Raw genomic sequence first — 23017 nt, 5'->3', positions numbered from 1 at the left:
ACTGAAAGTAAAACGAAAGGGGAAGAGTATCTTGAAACTAGATATATTAAATAAAACGGCTTTGGTTACAGGCTCAACAAAAGGAATTGGTAAAGCCATTGCGAAAGAACTGGTTAGAGAAGGAGTTAATGTTCTCATAAATGGGCGTTCCCATGAGGAAGTAGAACGAACAGTACAGGAGTTTAAATTAGAATTTCCTTTAACGTCGCCCAAAAATGCTACAGCGGATCTTGTTAACGCACAAGAAAGAGAACAACTAATTAAAAAATATCCCAAAGTAGATATTTTAGTTAACAATATGGGGATTTATGAGATTATGCAATATGAAGATGTTACAGATGATGTGTGGAGAGCATACTTTGAAACGAATGTATTAGCTGCAAATGGATTGTGTAAACACTATCTTCCTAAGATGCTAGAAAGTGAAGGTGGTCGCATTATTTTTATAGCAAGTGAAGAAGCAGTAATGCCTTCTGGACAAATGCCACAGTATTGTATGACGAAGTCGATGCTGTTATCACTGGCGAAAAGTTTATCTCTACTTACAAAAGGAACTGAAGTGACCGTAAATACAATTATGCCTGGACCTACACTATCGGAAAATGTTCAATCAATAATAGAAAGTATTTACAACGATGAGAGCATGGTATTTTCAGAAAAAGAGAAAAAATTCATGGCTCAGAATTTGCCACAATCTGAAATACAGAGGTTCATCAGGCCATCTGAAATAGGCAGACTTGCTTCGTTTTTATGTAGTCCACATGCGTCTGCTTTTAGAGGGTCACCTATTCGTATGGATGGGGGCATGGTCCCAACCATCTTTTAATAAAAAAGTACTTGTAGTAATCCAAGTGAATTGGCTGCCTTATGAAGATTATAACCGACTATCATGGCACAAGAATTCCGGTTCAAGATATTGTGTCAATTGTCAATTGTCAATTGTATAGTGAGTTTGTCTACTGTTTCATGTGTTAAAGAGGTAAATATACCAGCTATGACAGACGAAAACTGTTGAATAATATCTTTCTTAAAAGAAGGATGTACTTCTTACTAAAAACATATGAACGTTCGTGATTTTGAATCGTTTACTAAAGACATCAAGGCATATGGCTTTGGTGTTTTTAAAATTTTCCAGACTAACAAATCAGGTAATGTATTGTACATAAAGAAGATCGATCAAAATTTAATCTTCGTTTTTGAATAGGGATAAATAGAGACATTACCTATAAAGTAATAGATGGTATACTGATGACGAGTTAATTAAAATATTCGAATCATTATGAGTAAATAAGACAATGAGGGAGTCATTTCGATGATGTTAAGCGTAAACCGTGTTAGTGGTGGCTATCTTACTCGAAAAATTATAAGAGACATTTCGTTTGATCTTCACACTGGAGAAATCATTGGTTTAGTCGGTTTGAATGGAGCTGGAAAAAGCACAACACTTCGTCACATTGTAGGTACGTTAAAACCTATGGATGGAGAAGTTACCATTAACAAGCAGGATTGGTATAGTCAAAGAGAGAAACTTGCTCTAATACCTGATAAACCACATCTGTATCCAAACCTTACTGTTTATGAGCATTTTGAGTTTATAAAGAGGCTTTATCAAATTAATACGGATGATTATTTAAATACTTTAGTGGACAGATATTTAATTCGAACCCATATAAACAAATACCCTTATGCATTATCAAAAGGCACACAACAAAAGGTTTCGATTATTAGTGCAATGATTTCAAGTCCAACATTTCTTATTATTGATGAACCCTTTATGGGACTAGATCCACGAGGTTTGAAATACTTTACGGAGGATCTCATTAGACTTAAAAAAGAGGGTGTAGGCATTATCCTTTCAACTCATATGTTGAATATAGCGGAAAGCTTGTGTGATAGGATCATTGTTTTACATGAAGGTCACCAAAAGTCTTACCATGATATTCCTTACCTGACTGCTGATCATCTGAAAGATGTTACGTTAGAGGATATTTTCTTTTCCATCATTGAGGAAAAAAGATGAAGGATTTATTTATTGAAAGACTTCAGAGTTCCATGAAACAAAACATGAAAATTCTGGTTAAAGTGTTGGGACATAGTGGTGTATTTGCGTTAATACCATTTATGATGTTGGCAGTATATGTCCTTATCATGACACTACAAGATGGTAACCTTCATTCGTTCTATCAATCTTTTATTCTTACTGGTCTCTTTCTTTTTTTTACACTCAATAAAGGGATTGTTAGCTTTATAAGTGATTTTGATGAGGTTTATTTAGCTCCCAAAATAAAAGAGGTGGAAGGTTATTTTATTTATTGTTTACTTTATAACTTGACCATTCAATCTATAAAGGTCACTTTATTTAGCTTGTTTTTACTATATGTCTTTTCTTTAAACACAAGCGAGCTGATCCCTCTTTTTCTTTTTTTACAACTTATAGGTATTCTGCATATTCTGTTTCTCGTTATGATCATAAGTACGAGTACAAAAAAAACAGCGCTATTCGTTGGGCTTCACAATGTTTGTATGGCAAGTTGCTTTCTATTATTACTAGAAGCACCCAACATCTTTGGAATTTTCATTGTATTAGGTATTATACTTATTGGTTCACTCTATACTAGACTGATGATTTTCCCTATTTATTCTTGGAAAACACTAATGAAGTCTGAAGAAAAAACAAGAAAAATAGGTCAGTTTTTTTTGAGCAGTCTTATCGATGTAAAGTCAAATCAGACATCTTTTAGAAATATCATTCCACTAGTCTTTTTTAGAAAAAATGAGAATCCAATGGTCTATTTATTGGTGCGATTAACAGTAAGGGGAACGGAAACCAGCCGAAACTTTGTTCGAGTCATTCTCTTAACAATCTTTATTCTTTTTTATTTTGAAAGCTTATTCATTCTTTTTCCGCTGTTAGCTGTCATCCTTTATTTTAATACATTGCAATTCTCTCAAGGAATTGGTTCAGGAAAAAAGTTCATTCCTCTCCACTTTCCTATTGATGATCAAATGATAAACGATGCGGAAAAGCACATTCAAAGAAGAGGTGTTTTAATCCAAATATCGACTTTGATGGTTGTTTTATTGATTCAGAGAACCTTTTTTTCGTAATAGATAGGCTCGTATTCTAGAATTTAATTTAGCTAAAAGAAGGAAGGAGTAAAAAGGAAATTTTTAAAGGGGAAAAAGTGTTTTCGTGGCATTGTGGCCTGAGGGAGTTAAATCTCGCGGATGCACGTTCCTTTCAGACGCATAAAAAAGAACATAAAAGCTTATAATTAGCCCACTCAGTTAAGACCGCTACTCATGCACTGTGTGCGGGCTTTTACCGTTCGTTAGAAGATAGGCTCACTTCACAGTTTAGCTGCATAAGATAGGTTAGATTTGTAAGGAGTGAAGACCGATGTATCATCCTTATTACCAGCATCCATATACGTATCAACCATACAGTAGATCGTTTCCTGCTGTTGACACGACAACATTTACACAATCAGTCGGTAAAGTTGAATTCCTTTTACAACAAAGTCAGTTATTAATGAAACATCTTGAGAATCAACATTTTTCGTATCAACTAATGGATGCAGCTCAAAAAAGTAATCAACAAGTTGTTGATCACTTAATTCAGTCCATTCCAGGCTTAACAGTTTTACCACAAACCCACTATTCCCCGACAGGTGTGGTGTTTCAAGTACAATCTCCAGACGTAAGTAATGAAGTAAATTGTTGCCATTTATCCATTGTTTTAAAGTGGGCTTAATTTTAACTGTTATTTATTTTAATGGGAACTCATCAAGTTGAACAAATGTGTAACCTGCATCCATTAAAAGGGGAATGGCTCGTTTAACTCCTTCTGCGGTTCCGCTACTTGGCTGGTTCATATGCAGAAGGGCAATGGCTCCATGTTCTGCGTGGTCAACAAGTGCATGCGTCACCTGCTCAGGCGTAAAGGTGGCGCCTGCATCTCCTAAAATGGAATAGTTTACAGCTTCAATTCCTAAGTCATCGAGCATTTGCACAGCAATATTGTCAAAAAAGGCTGTACCTGGGCGAAACATTGTCGGTTCTACTCCCGTTAGTTCAGTTATAAGATTATGGTTCACTAGTACTTCCTCATAGGCGTCTTCAATTGATTTAGTTCCGTCTATACCCCAAGCGCTTTTTCCGGTGACAGAGAGTGGCTTATGTTCAGTTCCGTGATTTTCGATTTGAAATAAGGGGTTTTCCGCTAATTCAAGAAAAAGTGGTTCATTCGCTTTTATCCAGCGTGCATTTACGAAAAGTGTAGCTGGGATTTGATGTTCAATTAAATAGTTCATCAACGCTTCATCATATAAAGAGCCATGCTCACCACCACAAGCATCGAATGTTAATGCTATTGCCTTTTCATTGGTTTCCATTTTTGTTTTAACACCGCTGATAAATTCCCCCCACTCTGTTGGCGCTTGGTGTTGGTAGATCGTGAGGTCTAGGGGATGCGGATCTATAATAGAAGGGATCCTGCTAGATTTAGGCAAATGCTCAGATCGTTCTTTTTGAGGATGTAAAGTGACGGTAGTAGACTCGTAATTCGTACAACCTACTAAGAGTAAAAGGAAAATAGGTGAAAACAGTTTATGGTAGGCTCGCATAGATTCTATCCTCTCTGATCCGTTTCTTTTATTTTAATGGCTTCCTTTTGAATAAACAAGCTAAGAACAGCTATATAATGGGGGTTAATCGGTTTACGATAATGAGATGAAAATTCCGTCTTTAATTTTCTTTTGAAAAACTATTGCTGCTCTAAAATATTTATGCTATATTACTATTTGTCGTCAGCGAGTTGCTGAATGAATTGAAAAATGCGCCCGTAGCTCAATTGGATAGAGCGTCTGACTACGGATCAGAAGGTTAGGGGTTCGACTCCTCTCGGGCGCGCCATTTCGGGAAGTAGCTCAGCTTGGTAGAGCACTTGGTTTGGGACCAAGGGGTCGCAGGTTCAAATCCTGTCTTCCCGACTCTTACATAATTTCTTTTTTTAACGCGGGTGTAGTTTAGTGGTAAAACCTCAGCCTTCCAAGCTGATGATGTGAGTTCGATTCTCATCACCCGCTCCATTAAACACTAACAAGAAATAATGGGCCTGTAGCTCAGCTGGTTAGAGCGCACGCCTGATAAGCGTGAGGTCGGTGGTTCGAGTCCACTCAGGCCCACCATAAAAAAAAGTATTGACAATTTTCCTTTCAGTTATTATGATAGAAAAGTTGCTAAAACAAAGCGGTTCTTTGAAAACTGAACAAAAGCCAAGCGTAAAAAGAGATACAAGGTATCTCGTCAATGAAGTTAGACACAGCTTTAAAATGTGCAACAGCTTAGGATCTTCGACTAAGATCGCAACGTCCATGTTGCAACGTCGAAGTCAACACATCCGTGTGTAAGTAAACACTTTTAACGGAGAGTTTGATCCTGGCTCAGGACGAACGCTGGCGGCGTGCCTAATACATGCAAGTCGAGCGGACAGAAGGGAGCTTGCTCCCGGAAGTTAGCGGCGGACGGGTGAGTAACACGTAGGTAACCTGCCCCTTAGACTGGGATAACTCCGGGAAACCGGAGCTAATACGGGATAATAAAGAGAATCACCTGATTCTCTTTTGAAAGACGGTTTCGGCTGTCACTAAGGGATGGGCCTGCGGCGCATTAGCTAGTTGGTAAGGTAACGGCTTACCAAGGCGACGATGCGTAGCCGACCTGAGAGGGTGATCGGCCACACTGGGACTGAGACACGGCCCAGACTCCTACGGGAGGCAGCAGTAGGGAATCTTCCGCAATGGACGAAAGTCTGACGGAGCAACGCCGCGTGAGTGAGGAAGGCCTTCGGGTCGTAAAGCTCTGTTGTGAGGGAAGAACAAGTACCGGCGTAACTACCGGTACCTTGACGGTACCTCACCAGAAAGCCACGGCTAACTACGTGCCAGCAGCCGCGGTAATACGTAGGTGGCAAGCGTTGTCCGGAATTATTGGGCGTAAAGCGCGCGCAGGCGGCTTCTTAAGTCTGATGTGAAATCTCGGGGCTCAACCCCGAGCGGCCATTGGAAACTGGGAAGCTTGAGTGCAGAAGAGGAGAGTGGAATTCCACGTGTAGCGGTGAAATGCGTAGATATGTGGAGGAACACCAGTGGCGAAGGCGACTCTCTGGTCTGTAACTGACGCTGAGGCGCGAAAGCGTGGGGAGCAAACAGGATTAGATACCCTGGTAGTCCACGCCGTAAACGATGAGTGCTAGGTGTTAGGGGTTTCGATGCCCGTAGTGCCGAAGTAAACACATTAAGCACTCCGCCTGGGGAGTACGGCCGCAAGGCTGAAACTCAAAGGAATTGACGGGGACCCGCACAAGCAGTGGAGCATGTGGTTTAATTCGAAGCAACGCGAAGAACCTTACCAGGTCTTGACATCCTTTGACCACTCTGGAGACAGAGCTTCCCCTTCGGGGGCAAAGTGACAGGTGGTGCATGGTTGTCGTCAGCTCGTGTCGTGAGATGTTGGGTTAAGTCCCGCAACGAGCGCAACCCTTGATCTTAGTTGCCAGCATTCAGTTGGGCACTCTAAGGTGACTGCCGGTGACAAACCGGAGGAAGGTGGGGACGACGTCAAATCATCATGCCCCTTATGACCTGGGCTACACACGTGCTACAATGGATGGTACAAAGGGCAGCGAAACCGCGAGGTGGAGCCAATCCCATAAAGCCATTCTCAGTTCGGATTGTAGGCTGCAACTCGCCTACATGAAGCCGGAATTGCTAGTAATCGCGGATCAGCATGCCGCGGTGAATACGTTCCCGGGTCTTGTACACACCGCCCGTCACACCACGAGAGTTTGTAACACCCGAAGTCGGTGAGGTAACCTTTTGGAGCCAGCCGCCTAAGGTGGGACAAATGATTGGGGTGAAGTCGTAACAAGGTAGCCGTATCGGAAGGTGCGGCTGGATCACCTCCTTTCTATGGAGTTTTTACTCTAGTCGATGTATGACCTCGGGTCATATAGCGCTTTGGATCTTTTGTTCAGTTTTGAAAGAACTCATTCTTTCTTATTAAAATGGGCCTGTAGCTCAGCTGGTTAGAGCGCACGCCTGATAAGCGTGAGGTCGGTGGTTCGAGTCCACTCAGGCCCACCATTTTAATAAAACGGGGCCTTAGCTCAGCTGGGAGAGCGCCTGCTTTGCACGCAGGAGGTCAGCGGTTCGATCCCGCTAGGCTCCACCAATTCGATACCCTTTTTAAGGGATTTATTTTGTTCCGGAAGAATGTATCTTCTGATCAAGAATGCGAAGGTAGTAGATACCGCTCTAAGAGCGTTTGGTACCTACATCCTGTAGGCATGGTTCTTTGAAAACTAAATCATAATCAATCAACTCAAATTAGTTTTGTTCATCGGTGTTACAACTGTTTGAACGAGACGTCAAGAATTCATAAACCTTTTAGGTTAACTGTTTGACAAAGAGACCCAAGTAGATCAAGGATGGGAAATGCTTGATGGAAGGAGCGTAGTTCGCTACGTAACTGACAGAAAGACAGGAACCAGACGAAGAGATACGAAGGAAATCTGAAGTAAAAATGGATAAGTTAGAAAGGGCGCACGGTGAATGCCTTGGCACTAGGAGCCGATGAAGGACGCGACGAACAGCGATATGCTTCGGGGAGCTGTAAGTAAGCTTTGATCCGGAGATTTCCGAATGGGGGAACCCACCATCCGTAATGGGATGGTACTCCTGCCTGAACACATAGGGCAGGGTGAGGCAGACCCGGGGAACTGAAACATCTAAGTACCCGGAGGAAGAGAAAGCAAATGCGATTTCCTGAGTAGCGGCGAGCGAAACGGAATCAGCCCAAACCAAGAGGCTTGCCTCTTGGGGTTGTAGGACACTCTATACGGAGTTACAAAGAAACGGAGTAGGTGAATTGTCTGGAAAGACAAGCCGAAGAAGGTAACAGCCCTGTAGCTGAAACTTCGTTTCCTCCAGAGTGGATCCTGAGTACGGCGGGACACGTGAAACCCCGTCGGAATCCGGGAGGACCATCTCCCAAGGCTAAATACTCCCTAGTGACCGATAGTGAACCAGTACCGTGAGGGAAAGGTGAAAAGCACCCCGGAAGGGGAGTGAAAGAGATCCTGAAACCGTGTGCCTACAACTAGTCAGAGCCCGTTAATGGGTGATGGCGTGCCTTTTGTAGAATGAACCGGCGAGTTACGATAACGTGCAAGGTTAAGCTGATGAGGCGGAGCCGTAGCGAAAGCGAGTCTGAATAGGGCGAGTAAGTACGTTGTCGTAGACCCGAAACCGGGTGATCTACCCATGTCCAGGGTGAAGGTCGGGTAACACCGACTGGAGGCCCGAACCCACGCATGTTGAAAAATGCGGGGATGAGGTGTGGGTAGGGGTGAAATGCCAATCGAACTCGGAAATAGCTGGTTCTCCCCGAAATAGCTTTAGGGCTAGCCTCGAGTGATGAGTTTTGGAGGTAGAGCACTGATTGGACGAGGGGTCCCCACAGGATTACCGAATTCAGTCAAACTCCGAATGCCAAAAACTTTAACTCGGGAGTCAGACTGTGAGTGCTAAGATCCGTAGTCAAGAGGGAAACAGCCCAGACCATCAGCTAAGGTCCCCAAGTATACGTTAAGTGGAAAAGGATGTGGAGTTGCTTAGACAACCAGGATGTTGGCTTAGAAGCAGCCATCATTGAAAGAGTGCGTAATAGCTCACTGGTCGAGTGACTCTGCGCCGAAAATGTACCGGGGCTAAACGTATCACCGAAGCTATGGCAATCCCAGTAGGGATTGGGTAGGGGAGCGTTCCAAGGACTGTGAAGCTAGATCGTGAGGACTAGTGGAGTGCTTGGAAGTGAGAATGCCGGTATGAGTAGCGAAAAGAGGGGTGAGAATCCCCTCCGTCGAAAGCCCAAGGTTTCCTGAGGAAGGCTCGTCCGCTCAGGGTTAGTCGGGACCTAAGCCGAGGCCGAAAGGCGTAGGCGATGGACAACAGGTTGATATTCCTGTACCACCTCGTATTTGTTTGAACGATGGGGGGACGCAGAAAGGTAGGGTGAGCGCGCCGCTGGCTGTGCGCGTCGAAGCATGCAAGGCTGGAACATAGGCAAATCCGTGTTCCGTGAAGGCTGAGCTGTGACCGTGAAGGACCCAAGGGTCCGAAATCCCTGATCCTCCGCTGCCGAGAAAAGCCTCTAGTTAGAATACAGGTGCCCGTACCGCAAACCGACACAGGTAGGCGAGAAGAGAATTCTAAGACGCTCGGGAGAACTCTCGTTAAGGAACTCGGCAAAATGACCCCGTAACTTCGGGAGAAGGGGTGCTCTATTAGGGTGTTAAAGCCCGAGAGAGCCGCAGTGAATAGATCCAAGCGACTGTTTAGCAAAAACACAGGTCTCTGCGAAGCCGTAAGGCGAAGTATAGGGGCTGACACCTGCCCGGTGCTGGAAGGTTAAGAGGAGGGGTTATCCCGTAAGGGAGAAGCTCTGAATTGAAGCCCCAGTAAACGGCGGCCGTAACTATAACGGTCCTAAGGTAGCGAAATTCCTTGTCGGGTAAGTTCCGACCCGCACGAATGGTGCAACGACTTGGATACTGTCTCAACGAGAGACCCGGTGAAATTATAGTACCTGTGAAGATGCAGGTTACCCGCGACAGGACGGAAAGACCCCATGGAGCTTTACTGTAGCTTGATAGTGAGTGTTGGTACCATTTGTACAGGATAGGTAGGAGCCTTGGAAGCCGGAGCGCTAGCTTCGGTGGAGGCGTCGGTGGGATACTACCCTGATGGTGCTGACATTCTAACCTCGACCCGTGATCCGGGTCAGGGACATTGTCAGGTGGGCAGTTTGACTGGGGCGGTCGCCTCCTAAACAGTAACGGAGGCGCCCAAAGGTTCCCTCAGAATGGTTGGAAATCATTCGTAGAGTGCAAAGGCATAAGGGAGCTTGACTGCGAGACCTACAAGTCGAGCAGGGACGAAAGTCGGGCTTAGTGATCCGGCGGTGCCGTATGGAAGGGCCGTCGCTCAACGGATAAAAGCTACCCTGGGGATAACAGGCTTATCTCCCCCAAGAGTCCACATCGACGGGGAGGTTTGGCACCTCGATGTCGGCTCGTCGCATCCTGGGGCTGAAGTAGGTCCCAAGGGTTGGGCTGTTCGCCCATTAAAGCGGCACGCGAGCTGGGTTCAGAACGTCGTGAGACAGTTCGGTCCCTATCCGTCGCGGGCGTAGGAAATTTGAGAGGAGCTGTCCTTAGTACGAGAGGACCGGGATGGACATACCGCTGGTGTACCAGTTGTTCCGCCAGGAGCATCGCTGGGTAGCTACGTATGGACGGGATAAGTGCTGAAAGCATCTAAGCATGAAGCCCCCCTCAAGATGAGATTTCCCATGGCGTAAGCCAGTAAGACCCCTTAGAGATGATGAGGTTGATAGGTCAGAAGTGGAAGTGTGGCGACACATGGAGCGGACTGATACTAATCGGTCGAGGGCTTATCCTAAATTTCTTGAGTTTGAGTATGATGATTTGATTTAGTTTTGAAAGAATCACCGATTCTTTTAACAAGAAGGATTTCATTCCTTTGACAAAGAGCAACAAGAAGATCGAGGACTAGAAGTGCTTGAAGGAAGGAGCGTACTTGCGTACGTGACTGACAGAAAGACACAAATAGGACGAAGAGATTCGCCGTTGATCTGACGTCAAAATAAGTCTGGTGGCAATAGCAAAGAGGTCACACCCGTTCCCATGCCGAACACGGTCGTTAAGCTCTTTTGCGCCGATGGTAGTTGGGGGCTTCCCCCTGTGAGAGTAGGACGTTGCCAGGCATATGAGAAAGACACCTAAAAAGGTGTCTTTTTTTGCGTAGAGAAGAAAGGCGCAAAAGAGCTACGCTTCGGCAGAAGCGAGTCAAACAAAAAAGTGGTCCTATGAAACGAGCACAATAAAAAAAAACAACATGAAAAAACATCGAAGGGAAGCAGCGTGCACGCCCCTGTGAGACGAAAGGGTTGTTTTCGTAAAAGCTTCATGGGAAGCATCGTGGAACAATCAACAAGAGGAACAACCCCGAAGAAAACCACGCTGAAGCCAAGGGACGTTGCCAGGCATATGAGAAAGACACCTAAAAAGGTGTCTTTTTTTGCGTAGAGAAGAAAGGCGCAAAAGAGCTACGCTTCGGCAGAAGCGAGTCAAACAAAAAAGTGGTCCTATGAAACGAGCACAATAAAAAAAAACAACATGAAAAAACATCGAAGGGAAGCAGCGTGCACGCCCCTGTGAGACGAAAGGGTTGTTTTCGTAAAAGCTTCATGGGAAGCATCGTGGAACAATCAACAAGAGGAACAACCCCGAAGAAAACCACGCTGAAGCCAAGGGACGTTGCCAGGCAATGAGAAAGACACCTGAAAAGGTGTCTTTTTTTTGTGTATAAAGAAAGGCGCAAAAGAGCTGCGCTTCGACAGAAGCGAGTCAGACAAAGAAAACGGCCGTAAAATACGAGCAAGATAAAAAAGAACAACAAGAAAAAACAACGAAGGAAAGCAGCGTGCACGCCCCTGTGAGACGAAAGGGTTGTTTTCGTGAAGCCTCAAGGGAATCATCAAAGCAGTTTCAGCAGGGGAGTTCTAAAAAAACGAACCCAAAAGAAGCGAATGCTATTACGTGCATTCACTTTACATTAGAAACCTATTGTTCTTTTGATCGTACTAGCTTTTTCTTGTTTACAGAGATTGATTTATAAATAAAATACGTTATAAGTGAAAGAATAAGTAAGGTTGAAAAAAGCGATGTGTATAACATCTTATGAGCATAAATATCATCACGTATGAAAAGCCATCTGACTCCTAATCCGTAACCAGTAAAAACGAAGAGCGATGCCCACACTGCACTTCCAATCGATGTGAGACAGATATAGGATTTATAGCTGAACTTCGCAATACCTGATAAATAGCCCATTAAATGTCTAACACCAGGAATGAAAAAACCTAATAAAATAAACCACTTTCCATGTTTATTTAGTAATTGCTGGACGGAACGCTGCTTTTTAATTGAAAAGTAAAATCGTGGACCGTATTTTTCTAAAAATGGAGCGCCGAGCTTAATACCGAGAAAATAAGATAGCGACATACCTATTACGGATCCAAGAAAACAGACAATAACTGTGGTACTTATATGAAAATAATCAATATAGGATAAGTATCCAAATGTGATTAATAATACTTCGTCAGGGACAGGAAGGCCAATAAGGCCAGCTACTAAAGAGACAAAAACGCCGAAATAGCCATATTGCATAATAAATTCTTTTAATACGTCCATATCTTCATTCCTAAATCAGACTTTAATTACAGTATATACATTGGAAACACAATTTTCTATAGGTTGAGTCATTATTTTTGTTCAATGGCAACCGATTGAACGTGGTCAATTTTTTTAACCATATCATACAGCTGTGTCATATACATTGTGCGCGGAATCGAGAGCAAGATATCAAGCTGCTGTTTATTTTCTTCAACATCTCTAATCTTTACATCATGGATAATAATATTCTTTTCTTTACGGCTTTTCCATTTTTTTTCTTTGTGCTGCAAGCTCTTAATTAGGTGCGTTGAAGTAGCTTCTTCCGACATGACTACTTTTAACGATACATCTGTTTGATTTAATGAAGTAGGACCGATGACTTTTAGTAAAGCTGGAATGACATTGACGGCAACTAAAATGAGTAAGACTGATAGAAAGGCTTCAGTGTAAAAGCCTGCCCCTATGGCAATCCCTATGCCCGACGCGGCCCAGATCATCGCGGCTGTTGTTAAGCCTGATATGACGTCATTGCTACGTCTTAGAATAACACCAGCACCAAGAAAGCCAACTCCACTTACAATTTGCGCTGCTAATCGCATAGGATCCATCGCAAGTCTTGCTTGGTCGGTGCTAGAAAAGTATATATAGGCCTCGACCGATACAATGGTAATTAAACAACTTGCAATACAAATAACCATACTCGTTTTTAAACCTAATGGCTTATGTTTAATTTGGCGATCAATGCCAATTAAGAAACCTGAAAATAACGCAATACTTAATTTGAGTAAAACGATTCCCAATGAGGATCACACCTTTCCTTATAGTCTATTTCTCTTATGGGTTGAGCATGCTAAAGATGTTGTAGAAACGTGTTGCTTGTAGTAAAATCAGTTTAACTTTTCTAGGTGGTGTTTCATGCACGGATTTCTAACATATATGGCCGTCATAGTGGGTGGTGCTTTAGGAGGAACAGCTAGATTTACTCTTACTCTTTTTGTTCCCGATCATGAATGGTTAGGGATTGTATTGGCTAATGTATCAGGCTGTTTTTTTATGGGATGGGCTATACAGGCGCTGAATACAAAAAGTAGAGTACCAACTTTTGTAAAGAAAGGAACAACCGTAGGATTTATCGGTGGCTATACGACTATGTCTACATTTATAGCTGATTTCTTCTCTTTCATGACTGAAAATTGGCTTCTAGCACTAGTATACGTTTTTTCATCCGTATGTGGAGGAATTCTTTTAGCATGGCTAGGGATGGTTGTAGGTAAGAAGGTGGCGTTTTGCTAATAACGCTTCTTCTTGTTTCAATTGGTGGGGGAACTGGAGCTTTTCTTCGTTATATTATCGGAGAATTCTTAACCCTTCATTACAAGTGGTCTCGTTGCTTTTCAGTGATCGCATTCGTGAATATTGTTGGTAGTACCGTATTAGGTATTGCTCTAGCAATGCAACCGTCTTCGGCTATTGAGATGTTTATTCTTTATCTATGCGGCGGGTTTACAACCTTTTCTACGTTTAGTGTGGAAGCACTACAATGCTTCCTTGATAGGGAGTGGATAAAAGGGAGTTGTTACATTACTTTAACTCTAATTGGTTCAATGCTTGGTTTTGGATTAGGTTTTGTTTTTCTATCTTAAAGAGAGAAAGGGTTTGATGGTGTGGAGAGAAAAGAACGTTACTTTAATACGCAGTCTGTTCATTTTACAAAGAAAGATACAACGAAAAATAAGAGTAAAGCGAGACCAATTTATCAAACATCTGCTTTTGTATTTGAGAACTTAGATGATATGGAATCTTATTTTACGGGAGAGAAAGACTACTTATATTCGCGTTACGGAAATCCGAACACCGAAGATTTAGGAAAAGGTGTGGCATTACTGGAAGAGATGGAAGATGGTATTGCGACATCATCAGGAATGTCTGCGATTTTGTGTGCCGTCTTATCAGTATGTCAGGCAGGTGATCATCTTCTAGCGGCTCTTGATGTTTATGGTGGTACATATACATTGTTTGAACAAGAACTAAAAACGTTTGGCATCGATGTTAGCTTTGTTCAATCCCATGAAGACTGGAAAAAAGAAATGAGAGCGAACACAAAGGCTTTCTTCTGTGAGTCAGTGACAAATCCCCATGTGCGAATAGAGGATTTAGAAACAATTGTAACTTTCTCAGCCGAACATCAATTACGTGTTATTGTCGATAATACATTTGCTACTCCTTTTCTGGTTAAGCCTGTTCATAAAGGTGTTGATCTTGTGATCCATAGTGCAACGAAGTATTTAGGTGGGCACAGTGACGTCACGGCTGGTGTTGTTGTTGGCAGTCAAGCTCTTATGGAGCGGGTGAAGCAACTTGTGATTACAATGGGGGCTACATTAAGTCCGTTTGAAGCATGGCTAGCATGTAGAGGACTAAAGACTTTAGGTTTACGAATGGAAAGACAATGTGCAAATGCTGAAAAGCTGGCAGCCTTTTTAAAGAAACAACCACAAGTGGATCAAGTGTATTATCCTGAAGGGCTATCTGGAAATGGAAATGGCGCTATTGTAACGATGCGCTTGAAGCCAGATGTAGACGTGCATACATTCTTTTCGAGCTTTTCGTTTGTAAAGATTGCGCCAACGTTAGCGGGGGTAGAGACATCTATATCGTATCCAGTTGGAACGTCTCATCGTTCTGTCCCTGAAGAGAAAAGAGAAGCACTTGGTATAAGTCCACAAGATGTTCGTATTTCAGTCGGTATTGAAGACAGTAGAGATATTCAAACAGACTTTTTACAAGCACTAAATCAAGCATAAAAAAAATCAGCACCGTTAATGCGGTGCTGATTTATTATGACTTTTGATTTCCAATAATAATAGAATCAATAAACTGTGAAAACAGTGCTATGTCCGTAACAAGAAATGCGGGCAATAGTAGTACTCCTAAAAGCAGTCCCATCGGTGTTAAAACCATTAGTCGAAATGCTTTTTTCATACGAACATCTCCTCAAAGATTACTAGTATGTGTTTATTTTTCATATGATACTCCTCTTTCACAAAAATGACAAGAAGTTTTTTCTGTAAAAAAGCTTGTACAATGTAAAGGAATATGGTATATTTATTTCTGTTGTTAGAAAGACTAAAACATACAACGAAGTAAGAGCTTCCCTAGCATATGAGTGGGGATTGTACTAAACTTTATAACGACGCGGGGTGGAGCAGTCTGGTAGCTCGTCGGGCTCATAACCCGAAGGTCGGTGGTTCAAATCCGCCCCCCGCAATACCAATGAACCGAGATGCCCTCTCGGTTTTTTTATTTATTCAAAGGGAAGTGTGCAGACATTGAGAGATGAATTTTCTTTTATAAAAAGCATTACACCTACGAATCGTTTTCAACAGCAACTAACAATCGGAATAGGCGATGATGCTGCCGTTTATAAAACGTCAGCTGACACAGAGCAAGTGGTCTGTGTGGATGCAATGGTGGAAGGAATTCATTTTCGTAAAGATACATTAAGTCCTTTTCAAATTGGCCGAAAAGCGTTGGCAATTAACATAAGTGATTTAGCGGCAATGGGTGCTAATCCGATGTATTATCTTGTAACGATTGCGATTCCGAAGACTTGGACCGACCATGAATTACAAGACATCTATGCAGGGATGAACGAACTTGCAGAGCGGTATAAAATGGACTTGATTGGTGGCGATACGGTTTCGAGTAAAGACCAACTTGTCTTATCCGTGACGGCCATTGGCATCGTTCAAGAAGGAAAAGCGTTAAAAAGAAGTTCAGCAAAGCCAGGGGATGTCTTATTCGTAACCGGTCCAATTGGTAAATCGGCTGCTGGACTAGAGCTACTTCAGCAAAAAGAGAAAGATAAGCCACTTACAGACATGGAACATAGTTGTATTCGTGCTCATCAAGAGCCTGAGCCGCAAATAAGTAGTGGCACATACTTAGCGAACTTAGGGAAGCGAATTGCCTTAAATGATGTAAGTGACGGTCTATCAAGTGAAGCGATGGAACTGGCCGAAGCGAGTAACGTGCAAATCGTAATGAATGAAGAAAAATTGAATTCCATTTTACCGGACTTGCAAAACGTTGATTATCATCAGAAGCTTAAGTGGGCGCTAAACGGTGGAGAAGATTTTCAATTAATCGGAACAACCTCAAACGAGACGTTTGCGCATTTGCAAGAAAGCTCACCGACCACCCTGTTTGACATTGGGTTTGTTCGTGCGGGTAACGCAAGCGTTATAATGAAATCAGCGAATGAAGAAACGGTTTTAGATAAAGGTGGATACAATCATTTTAGCTAGTGGGGTGTGAGGAGAATGCAGTTAATGGAATTAAAGTCATTTTCCGTGGAAGATACAATGGCACTTGCCGCGTCATTTGCTGCATATTTGAAGCCAAGTGACTGTATTTTACTGGCGGGTGACTTAGGGGCAGGAAAGACTCATTTTGTAAAAGGCTTAGGAAGAGGGCTTGGCGTAGATTGTATGATAACAAGCCCTACGTTTACTATTATTAAAGAGTATGAAGGACGACTGCCTTTGTACCATATGGATGTGTACCGTGTTGGAGAAGAAGCTGACGAACTTGGGCTTGAAGAATATATAGAAGGAAGTGGCGTGACTGTCATTGAATGGGCACACCTCATCCAAGATTTACTTCCAGCTCATTCCTTCAGCTTTACCATCAAAAAAAGTAGTGAGACAGAGCGTGACATCTTGATACAGGCGCAAGGGTCATCACATCTAAGGCGTTTGGAGGAATGGATGAATGACAACGTTATTAGGGATTGATACGTCTTCTTATCGATTAGGGGTATCGGTTAGTAAAGATGGTGTGGTAATTGCAGAATATTCCACAACGTTAAAGAAAAATCATGCACTTCGCTTAATGCCTGCGGTGGAAAATGTGTTAAACGATGTAGAAATCAAGCCAAGTGACCTTGATGGGATTGCCGTTGCAAAAGGGCCAGGATCATATACAGGTGTAAGAATGGCCGTTACAACAGCAAAAACATTAGCATGGTCGTTAAATATACCGTTAATTGCGGTTTCGACCCTTGAAATGATGGCGCAAGTCGGATGTTATTTTAATGGTCTTGTTGTGCCTCTAATTGATGCGAGAAGAGGCACAGCCTTTGCCGCGGTTTATCAATCAAAGTGCGATGGTTCGCTAGAAGAAGTAGTAGAGGAACGTCATTTTACACTGACCGCTTTGCTAGAAAAGCTTGGAACACAAGATCAACCCATTTTATTTGTTGGTGAAGATGTTGCTCTCCACAGAGAAAAAATTGAAATGGAGCTTGGTCCTCTAGCACAATTTGCACAAAAGTCGGTACCAAGTGCGCGTGCAGGGGCATTATGTGCTCTCGCACAAGAAAAAGAGCCTGTGGAAAATGTTCATGGATTCACGCCAGACTATCACCGCTTACCTGAAGCGGAGGTGAACTGGCAGCATGCACAGCAGCAAAGAAACGAGTCGTAATGTTCAAGTTAGAAGGATGGATGTTTTCGACATTGATGCTGTATTAACAGTAGAAACAGAAGCATTTACGACTCCTTGGACGAGAGAAGCATTTGAAGCAGAACTCGTTCGAAATAATTATGCCTATTATTTTGTGCTCGAAGTGGATGAAATGGTCGTTGGCTATTGCGGCCTTTGGAAAGTGATGGATGAAGTCCAAATTACAAATATCGCTATACTGAAAAAGCATCGAGGTCATTCGTATGGTGAGTACTTACTTCGCTCCATTATGGAATGGTTGAAGATGGTAAATGCTCAGACATTGTCATTAGAAGTAAGGGCATCGAACGAGGTTGCACAAGGACTTTATCATAAATTAGGTTTCTCACGAGTAGGAATTCGAAAAAATTATTATGCAGATAATCAAGAAGATGCATGGGTAATGTGGGTGAGGTTAAATGACGATCATATTAGCAATTGAAACCAGTTGTGACGAAACCGCAGCTGCTGTGATTAAAGATGGTACGACAATAGTAGCAAATGTCGTTGCCACTCAAATGGAAAGTCATGCAAGATTCGGAGGGGTTGTCCCTGAAGTAGCCTCTAGGCATCATGTAGAAGCCGTTACCGCTGTTGTAGAAGAAGCCCTGGAGAAAGCAAAGGTTACGTTTTCTGATTTAACGGCGGTAGCCGTAACAGAGGGACCAGGTTTGGTTGGTGCATTGCTTGTCGGGATTCATACCGCAAAAGCAATTTCGTTTGCTCACCAGCTTCCGTTAATTGGCGTTCATCATATTGCTGGTCATATTTACGCTAATCAACTTGTGCAACCAATGAAATTTCCTTTGTTGGCTCTCGTTGCTTCTGGAGGGCATACAGAACTCATTTTAATGAAGGAAGATGGCGTATTTGAAACAATTGGTCAAACACGTGATGATGCAGTAGGTGAAGCGTATGATAAAGCGGCTCGGGCAATGAAACTACCATATCCTGGTGGTCCGAATGTGGAGAAATTAGCTTTAGAGGCGACAGAAGAAATTGAACTGCCTCGGTCATGGCTCGAAAAAGGAAGTTACGATTTTAGCTTTAGTGGACTAAAATCAGCCGTGTTGAATCGAATTCACAATGACCAGCAAAAAGGGATTGATACGAACTTAGCTGCCCTTGCGAAAGGCTTTCAAGAGAGTGTAACCGATGTGCTTGTAACACGTACCGTGACAGCGTTTAATGAATTTCAACCAAAGCAAGTATTAGTAGCTGGTGGCGTTGCAGCAAATAAAGGATTACGCCAAGCACTAGAAGAACGTTTAGCGAATAAAGTAGAACTTGTTATCCCCCCTTTACATCTATGTACCGATAATGCTGCTATGATTGGGGCTTGCGCACATCAAATGTGGTTAAGTGGAGCAAGAGGGAGTCTCAGTATGAACGGTCGCCCTGGTATGCCGCTACAATCGTTTGCTTAAAAAAGGCTTGGATCGAGAGATCCAAGCCTTTTTAACTTTCCTCATTAGTGCTCAAGAGATTCCCATTCTTCCATAAGTTGTTCCATTTCGTTTTCATTAGCAGAAAGCTGATCTTGAATGTCTTTTGCTTTTACATGATCAGAATATACTTCTGGCTCAAGTAGTTGTGCTTCAAGTTCAGCATTCGCTGTTTCAAGTTTCTCTAGCTGTTCTTCAATTGCACTCATACGTCTTTCTTTTTGTCGTTCAGCTCGTTTTGCTTCCTTATCTTGTTGGTAATTTGTTTTTTCTTTTTGTTCTGTACGAAGTGGTGATTGCGCTGTTTTTTCTTCCTCTATCGCAGCACGTTCCGCCATTTCTTTCTTTTTCTCTGAATAATACGTGTAATCACCAAGGTAACTTGTCGTTTTCCCCTGATCTAGTTCAACAACACGAGAAGCAATACGATTAATAAAGTAACGGTCATGTGAGACAAAGAGAATGGTCCCTGGGTAATCCATTAAAGCAGCTTCTAGCATTTCTTTTGAATCTAAATCTATGTGGTTTGTCGGTTCATCGAGAATAAGCAAATTCGCTTTTACCATCATAAGTTTCGCAAGAGCCACCCGAGCTTTTTCTCCACCACTTAATGAAGAAACGCTTTTTAATACGTCATCTCCGCTAAATAAAAATAAACCGAGTAAACTGCGTATATCTTTTTCAATGGTTGCTGGAAACTCGTCCCATACTTCTTGTAAAACGGTTTTATTGCTTTGGAGTTTAGCATGTTCCTGATCATAATAACCGACGGATACATTGCTACCAAATAAGATATTCCCTGAATCGGGTGTTAACTGCTTTGTGACCGCTTTAAGCAATGTCGTTTTACCGGTCCCATTATCCCCTAGTAAACAAACCGATTCTCCTCTTGTTAACGAGAGATCAATATTTGAAAATACAGTATGGTCGCCGTATTTTATTTCAAGATCACGAATCGATAGGACATCGTTACCAGATTGACGAATGATATCAAAGCCAAATGAAGCCGATTTTTCATCCCCTTGAGGTCGATCGAGACGCTCCATTTTTTCAAGCTGTTTTCTACGACTTTGTGCTCGTTTCGTTGTTGAAGCACGTACTAAGTTTTTGGCAACAAACGTTTCAAGCTTTTCAATCTCCGCTTGCTGCTTCTCATATTGCTTACGTTCTTGCTCATAACGTTTTGCTTTTTCATCCAAATAATACGTGTAGTTTCCGTGATAGGTTGTTGTTTGGTTACGAGACAGTTCAACAACTTTTGTGGTTAATCGGTCCAGAAAGAAGCGATCATGGGAAACGACTAGAATCGAGCCAGGATAGCTATTCAAGTAATTCTCCAACCACGTAAGAGTAACCATATCTAAGTGATTTGTTGGTTCATCGAGAACGAGAAGCTCGGGCTTTGACAAGAGTAGTTTTCCTAAAGCAAGTCTTGTTTTTTGACCACCTGACAAGGTAGAAATGGGCGTTGCATAATCGAATTGCTGGAAGTGAAGACCAGCTAAAACGCCGCGTATATCTGCTTCGTATTGATAGCCACCTTGTTCTTTAAAGTCATTTTGTAATTGATCATATTCTTTTAGTAACTTCGTATATTCATGCTCGGGCATATCCGTTGCCATTTGTGTCTCCAGATAACGTAGATGTTGCTCCATTTTAAGAAGCGGTGCAAACACACTGAGCATTTCATCCCAAATGGTCTTACTTGTTCGTAAATCGGTATGTTGGGACAAATAGCCAATCTCGACGGTCTTTGGAATGACAATTTCCCCTGAATCAATGCTCATCTCACCGACAATCATTTTAAGTAGTGTTGATTTACCCGCTCCATTACGCCCTACTAAAGCGACACGTTCATTTGTCTGTACTTCTACTTTCACATTTTCTAAAATTGGCTCAGCGCCAAATGCTTTTGAGACGTTTACGCATTGTAATACAATCATAGTTCGTCAACCTTTGCTACAGATTTCTATCTGTCACCAGTTTACATCAAGTAACGAACAAACAACAACAAATCATTCGGTGGCAGCTCTTTCATTTTACGAAAAATGGTGTACAATAGAGGGGAAGCAGGTTGCTTATGTAGCTTGATGCTCGGAAAGGGGCGGACATGAAATCAGACCAACTAAAGATTCCTCAAGCAACAGCAAAACGCTTGCCGCTTTATTATCGGTTTCTAGAGAATCTTCATACATCAGGCAAGCAACGAGTATCTTCGACGGAATTGAGTCAAGCGTTAAAAGTCGACTCAGCGACAATACGTAGAGATTTCTCTTATTTTGGTGCATTAGGAAAGAAGGGTTATGGGTACAATGTACAGTATCTTCTCTCTTTTTTTCGAGATACATTGGATCAAGATGAGAGAACGAATGTCATTCTTGTCGGCGTCGGAAACTTAGGGACTGCGTTGCTCCAATACAATTTCTCTAAGAATAATAGTACCGTCATGACCCATGCCTTTGATGTTGATGAAAAGAAGATCGGGACAACCATTGGTGACGTTCCAATATACGATTGGAACAAGCTGGAAGAAGCAGGGATTAAGGACACATCAATTGCTGTTTTAACAGTACCTGCCTCACAAGCACAAAGTAGTGCGGACAAGCTCGTTGAAGCTGGAATTAGCGGTATACTTAATTTTACACCGGTACGATTATCTGTACCTGAACATATTCGCGTTCATCATATTGACCTTGCGATTGAATTGCAAGCGCTTGTATATTTTTTAAAACACTATCCACTTTAAAGGGAGGCTCTATACATGCCATTATCAGGAGGAAGTCTAATTATCATCGCAATTGTGGCATTAATTATCTTTGGACCGAAAAAACTACCTGAGTTTGGAAAAGCTGCAGGTAGTACGTTAAAAGAATTTAAAAATGCAACAAAAGGTTTAGCCGATGATGATGAGGACAACAAGCCAGCAAATGTTCAAAAAGAAAAAGCATAAAAAGAATATTCCTCTCTCAGACATGTCAATAATGGATCACGCAGTGGAATTAAGACGCAGGGTTCTTGTGATCCTCGTCTTTTTTGTGATTGCCCTTATTGGAGGGTTTATGCTCGCAGTTCCTGTTATATCTTATTTACAAGCTGCGCCATTGGCTGCTGATATGCCGTTTCATGCATTTCGGCTAACGGATCCTTTGCGAATTTATGTGAACTTTGCAATGCTCGTTGCCTTTGTTTTAATTATACCGGTGATTTTGTATCAGCTGTGGGCATTTGTTGCGCCTGGATTGAAGGAAGAGGAGCAAAAAGCGACCCTTGCCTACATTCCTATTTCATTTTTTCTTTTGTTAGCCGGTTTTGCATTTGCCTATTTTATTCTCATTCCGTACGTTATGTCTTTTATGAGTACAATGGCAGATCGGTTAGACATTAATGAAATGTATGGGATTAACGAATACTTTTCATTTCTCTTTCAGCTCACAATACCGTTTGGCTTCTTATTTCAACTACCAGTGGTGGTTATGTTTTTAACGCGACTCGGGATTGTGACTCCGCAGCTGCTAACAAAGATTCGAAAATACGCGTATTTCGTACTATTAGTGATTGCAGGTTTAATTACACCACCTGAACTGATGTCACATTTACTAGTCACGCTACCAATGCTTATTTTGTATGAAATTAGTATTGCCATTTCAAGAGCAACGTATCGAAAGCATCACAAGCAAGCTGCACAATCTCAACCGAATGAAGCTCAGTAAACGACGAAATCTTAAAGATTTTGTCGTTTTTTCTTGTT

The 23017-nt window shown here is 42.3% G+C and carries 20 protein-coding genes, 7 tRNA genes and 3 rRNA genes; 25 read left to right on the top strand and 5 right to left on the bottom strand.

Annotation, left to right across the window (positions count from 1 at the left end; genetic code table 11):
- Positions 1-31: 31 nt before the first annotated feature.
- From FPV17_RS17270 to FPV17_RS17250, 4 genes are all read left to right on the top strand, one after another.
- Positions 32-826 carry an SDR family NAD(P)-dependent oxidoreductase gene (locus tag FPV17_RS17270; protein WP_144559617.1) on the top strand — a complete coding sequence of 265 codons (795 nt, stop codon included), beginning with the start codon at positions 32-34 and terminating at the stop codon, positions 824-826.
- Between the two features lie 486 nt (positions 827-1312).
- Positions 1313-2020 carry an ABC transporter ATP-binding protein gene (locus FPV17_RS17260; RefSeq protein WP_144559615.1) on the top strand — a complete coding sequence of 236 codons (708 nt, stop codon included), beginning with the start codon at positions 1313-1315 and terminating at the stop codon, positions 2018-2020.
- The gene (locus tag FPV17_RS17255; protein ID WP_035398680.1) at positions 2017-3108 is read left to right on the top strand and encodes an ABC transporter permease; all 1092 of its coding nucleotides are present in this window, start codon (positions 2017-2019) and stop codon (positions 3106-3108) included. Before FPV17_RS17260 ends, FPV17_RS17255 begins: the two co-directional genes overlap by 4 nt.
- Positions 3109-3400: 292 nt before the next feature.
- Positions 3401-3754 carry a YuzC family spore coat inner layer protein gene (locus FPV17_RS17250; protein ID WP_035398679.1) on the top strand — a complete coding sequence of 118 codons (354 nt, stop codon included), beginning with the start codon at positions 3401-3403 and terminating at the stop codon, positions 3752-3754.
- A 13-nt stretch (positions 3755-3767) separates the two neighbouring features.
- Here the strand turns inward: FPV17_RS17250 and FPV17_RS17245 are convergent, their stop codons facing one another.
- Positions 3768-4625 carry a polysaccharide deacetylase family protein gene (locus FPV17_RS17245; protein WP_144559613.1) on the bottom strand — a complete coding sequence of 286 codons (858 nt, stop codon included), beginning with the start codon at positions 4623-4625 and terminating at the stop codon, positions 3768-3770.
- A 212-nt stretch (positions 4626-4837) separates the two neighbouring features.
- Between FPV17_RS17245 and FPV17_RS17240 the strand changes: the two genes are divergently transcribed.
- The 9 genes from FPV17_RS17240 to rrf all read left to right on the top strand — a co-directional run bounded on the left by FPV17_RS17240 (position 4838) and on the right by rrf (position 10848).
- Positions 4838-4914: transfer RNA gene (locus FPV17_RS17240), tRNA-Arg, on the top strand.
- Positions 4915-4917: 3 nt separating this feature from the next.
- A tRNA-Pro gene (locus tag FPV17_RS17235) sits at positions 4918-4991 on the top strand.
- 25 nt (positions 4992-5016) lie between these two features.
- Positions 5017-5090: transfer RNA gene (locus FPV17_RS17230), tRNA-Gly, on the top strand.
- 22 nt (positions 5091-5112) lie between these two features.
- Positions 5113-5189, top strand: a tRNA-Ile gene (locus FPV17_RS17225).
- Positions 5190-5421: 232 nt separating this feature from the next.
- Positions 5422-6969, top strand: a 16S ribosomal RNA gene (locus FPV17_RS17220).
- A 99-nt stretch (positions 6970-7068) separates the two neighbouring features.
- Positions 7069-7145: transfer RNA gene (locus FPV17_RS17215), tRNA-Ile, on the top strand.
- 12 nt (positions 7146-7157) lie between these two features.
- Positions 7158-7233: transfer RNA gene (locus FPV17_RS17210), tRNA-Ala, on the top strand.
- Positions 7234-7586: 353 nt separating this feature from the next.
- A 23S ribosomal RNA gene (locus FPV17_RS17205) occupies positions 7587-10523 on the top strand.
- 209 nt (positions 10524-10732) lie between these two features.
- Positions 10733-10848, top strand: a 5S ribosomal RNA gene (rrf, locus tag FPV17_RS17200).
- The 16S, 23S and 5S rRNA genes sit together here with 6 tRNA genes alongside, the layout of an rRNA operon.
- Before the next feature lie 859 nt (positions 10849-11707).
- Here the strand turns inward: rrf and FPV17_RS17195 are convergent.
- Both FPV17_RS17195 and FPV17_RS17190 read right to left on the bottom strand, forming a co-directional pair.
- Positions 11708-12337, bottom strand: a complete 630-nt coding sequence (locus FPV17_RS17195; RefSeq protein WP_052008019.1) for a DedA family protein — start codon at positions 12335-12337, stop codon at positions 11708-11710.
- 71 nt (positions 12338-12408) lie between these two features.
- Positions 12409-13119 (bottom strand): MgtC/SapB family protein, encoded by a 711-nt coding sequence (locus FPV17_RS17190; protein WP_035395369.1) that lies wholly within the window; start codon positions 13117-13119, stop codon positions 12409-12411.
- A 115-nt stretch (positions 13120-13234) separates the two neighbouring features.
- Here FPV17_RS17190 and FPV17_RS17185 point away from each other — a divergent pair, with 115 nt between their 5' ends.
- Genes FPV17_RS17185 through FPV17_RS17175 form a run of 3 tightly spaced genes read left to right on the top strand, consistent with a single transcriptional unit; the run spans position 13235 to position 15123 of the window.
- On the top strand, positions 13235-13612 hold the full coding sequence (locus FPV17_RS17185; protein WP_144559611.1) for a fluoride efflux transporter FluC: 378 nt from the start codon (positions 13235-13237) through the stop codon (positions 13610-13612).
- Entirely contained in the window at positions 13606-13962 is a 357-nt protein-coding gene (locus tag FPV17_RS17180) for a fluoride efflux transporter FluC (protein ID WP_052008018.1), read from the top strand. The genes FPV17_RS17185 and FPV17_RS17180 overlap by 7 nt, the downstream gene beginning before the upstream one ends.
- A gap of 21 nt (positions 13963-13983) precedes the next feature.
- Complete coding sequence (locus FPV17_RS17175; protein WP_035395367.1) at positions 13984-15123, top strand: trans-sulfuration enzyme family protein; 1140 nt, start codon at positions 13984-13986, stop codon at positions 15121-15123.
- Between the two features lie 34 nt (positions 15124-15157).
- Here FPV17_RS17175 and FPV17_RS22065 read toward each other — a convergent pair whose 3' ends face one another.
- The gene (locus FPV17_RS22065) at positions 15158-15301 is read right to left on the bottom strand and encodes a hypothetical protein (RefSeq protein WP_158318548.1); all 144 of its coding nucleotides are present in this window, start codon (positions 15299-15301) and stop codon (positions 15158-15160) included.
- 212 nt (positions 15302-15513) lie between these two features.
- Here FPV17_RS22065 and FPV17_RS17170 point away from each other — a divergent pair.
- From FPV17_RS17170 to tsaD, 6 genes are all read left to right on the top strand, one after another.
- Positions 15514-15587 (top strand) — tRNA-Met (locus tag FPV17_RS17170).
- 52 nt (positions 15588-15639) lie between these two features.
- Positions 15640-16626 carry a thiamine-phosphate kinase gene (gene thiL, locus FPV17_RS17165; protein WP_246117060.1) on the top strand — a complete coding sequence of 329 codons (987 nt, stop codon included), beginning with the start codon at positions 15640-15642 and terminating at the stop codon, positions 16624-16626.
- A gap of 15 nt (positions 16627-16641) precedes the next feature.
- Positions 16642-17115, top strand: coding sequence for a tRNA (adenosine(37)-N6)-threonylcarbamoyltransferase complex ATPase subunit type 1 TsaE (gene tsaE, locus FPV17_RS17160; protein ID WP_144559607.1), 474 nt, complete (start codon positions 16642-16644; stop codon positions 17113-17115).
- Positions 17093-17806, top strand: coding sequence for a tRNA (adenosine(37)-N6)-threonylcarbamoyltransferase complex dimerization subunit type 1 TsaB (tsaB, locus tag FPV17_RS17155; protein ID WP_144559605.1), 714 nt, complete (start codon positions 17093-17095; stop codon positions 17804-17806). The genes tsaE and tsaB overlap by 23 nt, the downstream gene beginning before the upstream one ends.
- Complete coding sequence (gene rimI, locus FPV17_RS17150) at positions 17778-18266, top strand: ribosomal protein S18-alanine N-acetyltransferase (RefSeq protein WP_246117058.1); 489 nt, start codon at positions 17778-17780, stop codon at positions 18264-18266. Before tsaB ends, rimI begins: the two co-directional genes overlap by 29 nt.
- Positions 18244-19251: a tRNA (adenosine(37)-N6)-threonylcarbamoyltransferase complex transferase subunit TsaD gene (gene tsaD / locus FPV17_RS17145; protein ID WP_144559603.1), complete on the top strand. Its 1008-nt coding sequence runs from the start codon at positions 18244-18246 to the stop codon at positions 19249-19251. Before rimI ends, tsaD begins: the two co-directional genes overlap by 23 nt.
- Before the next feature lie 44 nt (positions 19252-19295).
- Here tsaD and FPV17_RS17140 read toward each other — a convergent pair whose 3' ends face one another.
- Entirely contained in the window at positions 19296-21212 is a 1917-nt protein-coding gene (locus FPV17_RS17140; RefSeq protein WP_144559601.1) for an ABC-F family ATP-binding cassette domain-containing protein, read from the bottom strand.
- Between the two features lie 167 nt (positions 21213-21379).
- Between FPV17_RS17140 and FPV17_RS17135 the strand changes: the two genes are divergently transcribed.
- From FPV17_RS17135 to tatC, 3 genes are read left to right on the top strand one after another with little or no spacing between them, the layout of a single operon-like run.
- Positions 21380-22015: a redox-sensing transcriptional repressor Rex gene (locus FPV17_RS17135; RefSeq protein ID WP_035395358.1), complete on the top strand. Its 636-nt coding sequence runs from the start codon at positions 21380-21382 to the stop codon at positions 22013-22015.
- A gap of 15 nt (positions 22016-22030) precedes the next feature.
- Positions 22031-22219: a twin-arginine translocase TatA/TatE family subunit gene (gene tatA, locus FPV17_RS17130; RefSeq protein ID WP_035395357.1), complete on the top strand. Its 189-nt coding sequence runs from the start codon at positions 22031-22033 to the stop codon at positions 22217-22219.
- 7 nt (positions 22220-22226) lie between these two features.
- A complete protein-coding gene (gene tatC / locus FPV17_RS17125) occupies positions 22227-22979 on the top strand; it encodes a twin-arginine translocase subunit TatC (protein WP_144560519.1) in 753 nt (250 codons plus the stop codon).
- The last annotated feature ends 38 nt before the right edge of the window (positions 22980-23017 follow it).

This window comes from Shouchella miscanthi (genome assembly GCF_007725405.1).
Classification (GTDB): domain Bacteria; phylum Bacillota; class Bacilli; order Bacillales; family Bacillaceae_D; genus Shouchella; species Shouchella hunanensis.
Note: the sequence above shows the minus strand (reverse complement) of the source record. Positions and strands in the feature narration are given on the sequence as shown.

Excerpts from the sequence above, each read along its gene's own strand:
- FPV17_RS17185 (WP_144559611.1), top strand. The coding sequence starts at position 13,235 with ATGCACGGATTTCTAACATATATGGCCGTCATAGTGGGTGGTGCTTTA.
- FPV17_RS17245 (WP_144559613.1), bottom strand. The coding sequence starts at position 4,625 with ATGCGAGCCTACCATAAACTGTTTTCACCTATTTTCCTTTTACTCTTA.
- tsaD (WP_144559603.1), top strand. The coding sequence starts at position 18,244 with ATGACGATCATATTAGCAATTGAAACCAGTTGTGACGAAACCGCAGCT.
- FPV17_RS17255 (WP_035398680.1), top strand. The coding sequence starts at position 2,017 with ATGAAGGATTTATTTATTGAAAGACTTCAGAGTTCCATGAAACAAAAC.
- FPV17_RS17260 (WP_144559615.1), top strand. The coding sequence starts at position 1,313 with ATGATGTTAAGCGTAAACCGTGTTAGTGGTGGCTATCTTACTCGAAAA.
- FPV17_RS22065 (WP_158318548.1), bottom strand. The coding sequence starts at position 15,301 with ATGAAAAAAGCATTTCGACTAATGGTTTTAACACCGATGGGACTGCTT.
- tsaB (WP_144559605.1), top strand. The coding sequence starts at position 17,093 with ATGACAACGTTATTAGGGATTGATACGTCTTCTTATCGATTAGGGGTA.
- tsaE (WP_144559607.1), top strand. The coding sequence starts at position 16,642 with ATGCAGTTAATGGAATTAAAGTCATTTTCCGTGGAAGATACAATGGCA.
- FPV17_RS17250 (WP_035398679.1), top strand. The coding sequence starts at position 3,401 with ATGTATCATCCTTATTACCAGCATCCATATACGTATCAACCATACAGT.
- FPV17_RS17195 (WP_052008019.1), bottom strand. The coding sequence starts at position 12,337 with ATGGACGTATTAAAAGAATTTATTATGCAATATGGCTATTTCGGCGTT.
- FPV17_RS17135 (WP_035395358.1), top strand. The coding sequence starts at position 21,380 with ATGAAATCAGACCAACTAAAGATTCCTCAAGCAACAGCAAAACGCTTG.
- rimI (WP_246117058.1), top strand. The coding sequence starts at position 17,778 with ATGCACAGCAGCAAAGAAACGAGTCGTAATGTTCAAGTTAGAAGGATG.
- tatA (WP_035395357.1), top strand. The coding sequence starts at position 22,031 with ATGCCATTATCAGGAGGAAGTCTAATTATCATCGCAATTGTGGCATTA.
- FPV17_RS17140 (WP_144559601.1), bottom strand. The coding sequence starts at position 21,212 with ATGATTGTATTACAATGCGTAAACGTCTCAAAAGCATTTGGCGCTGAG.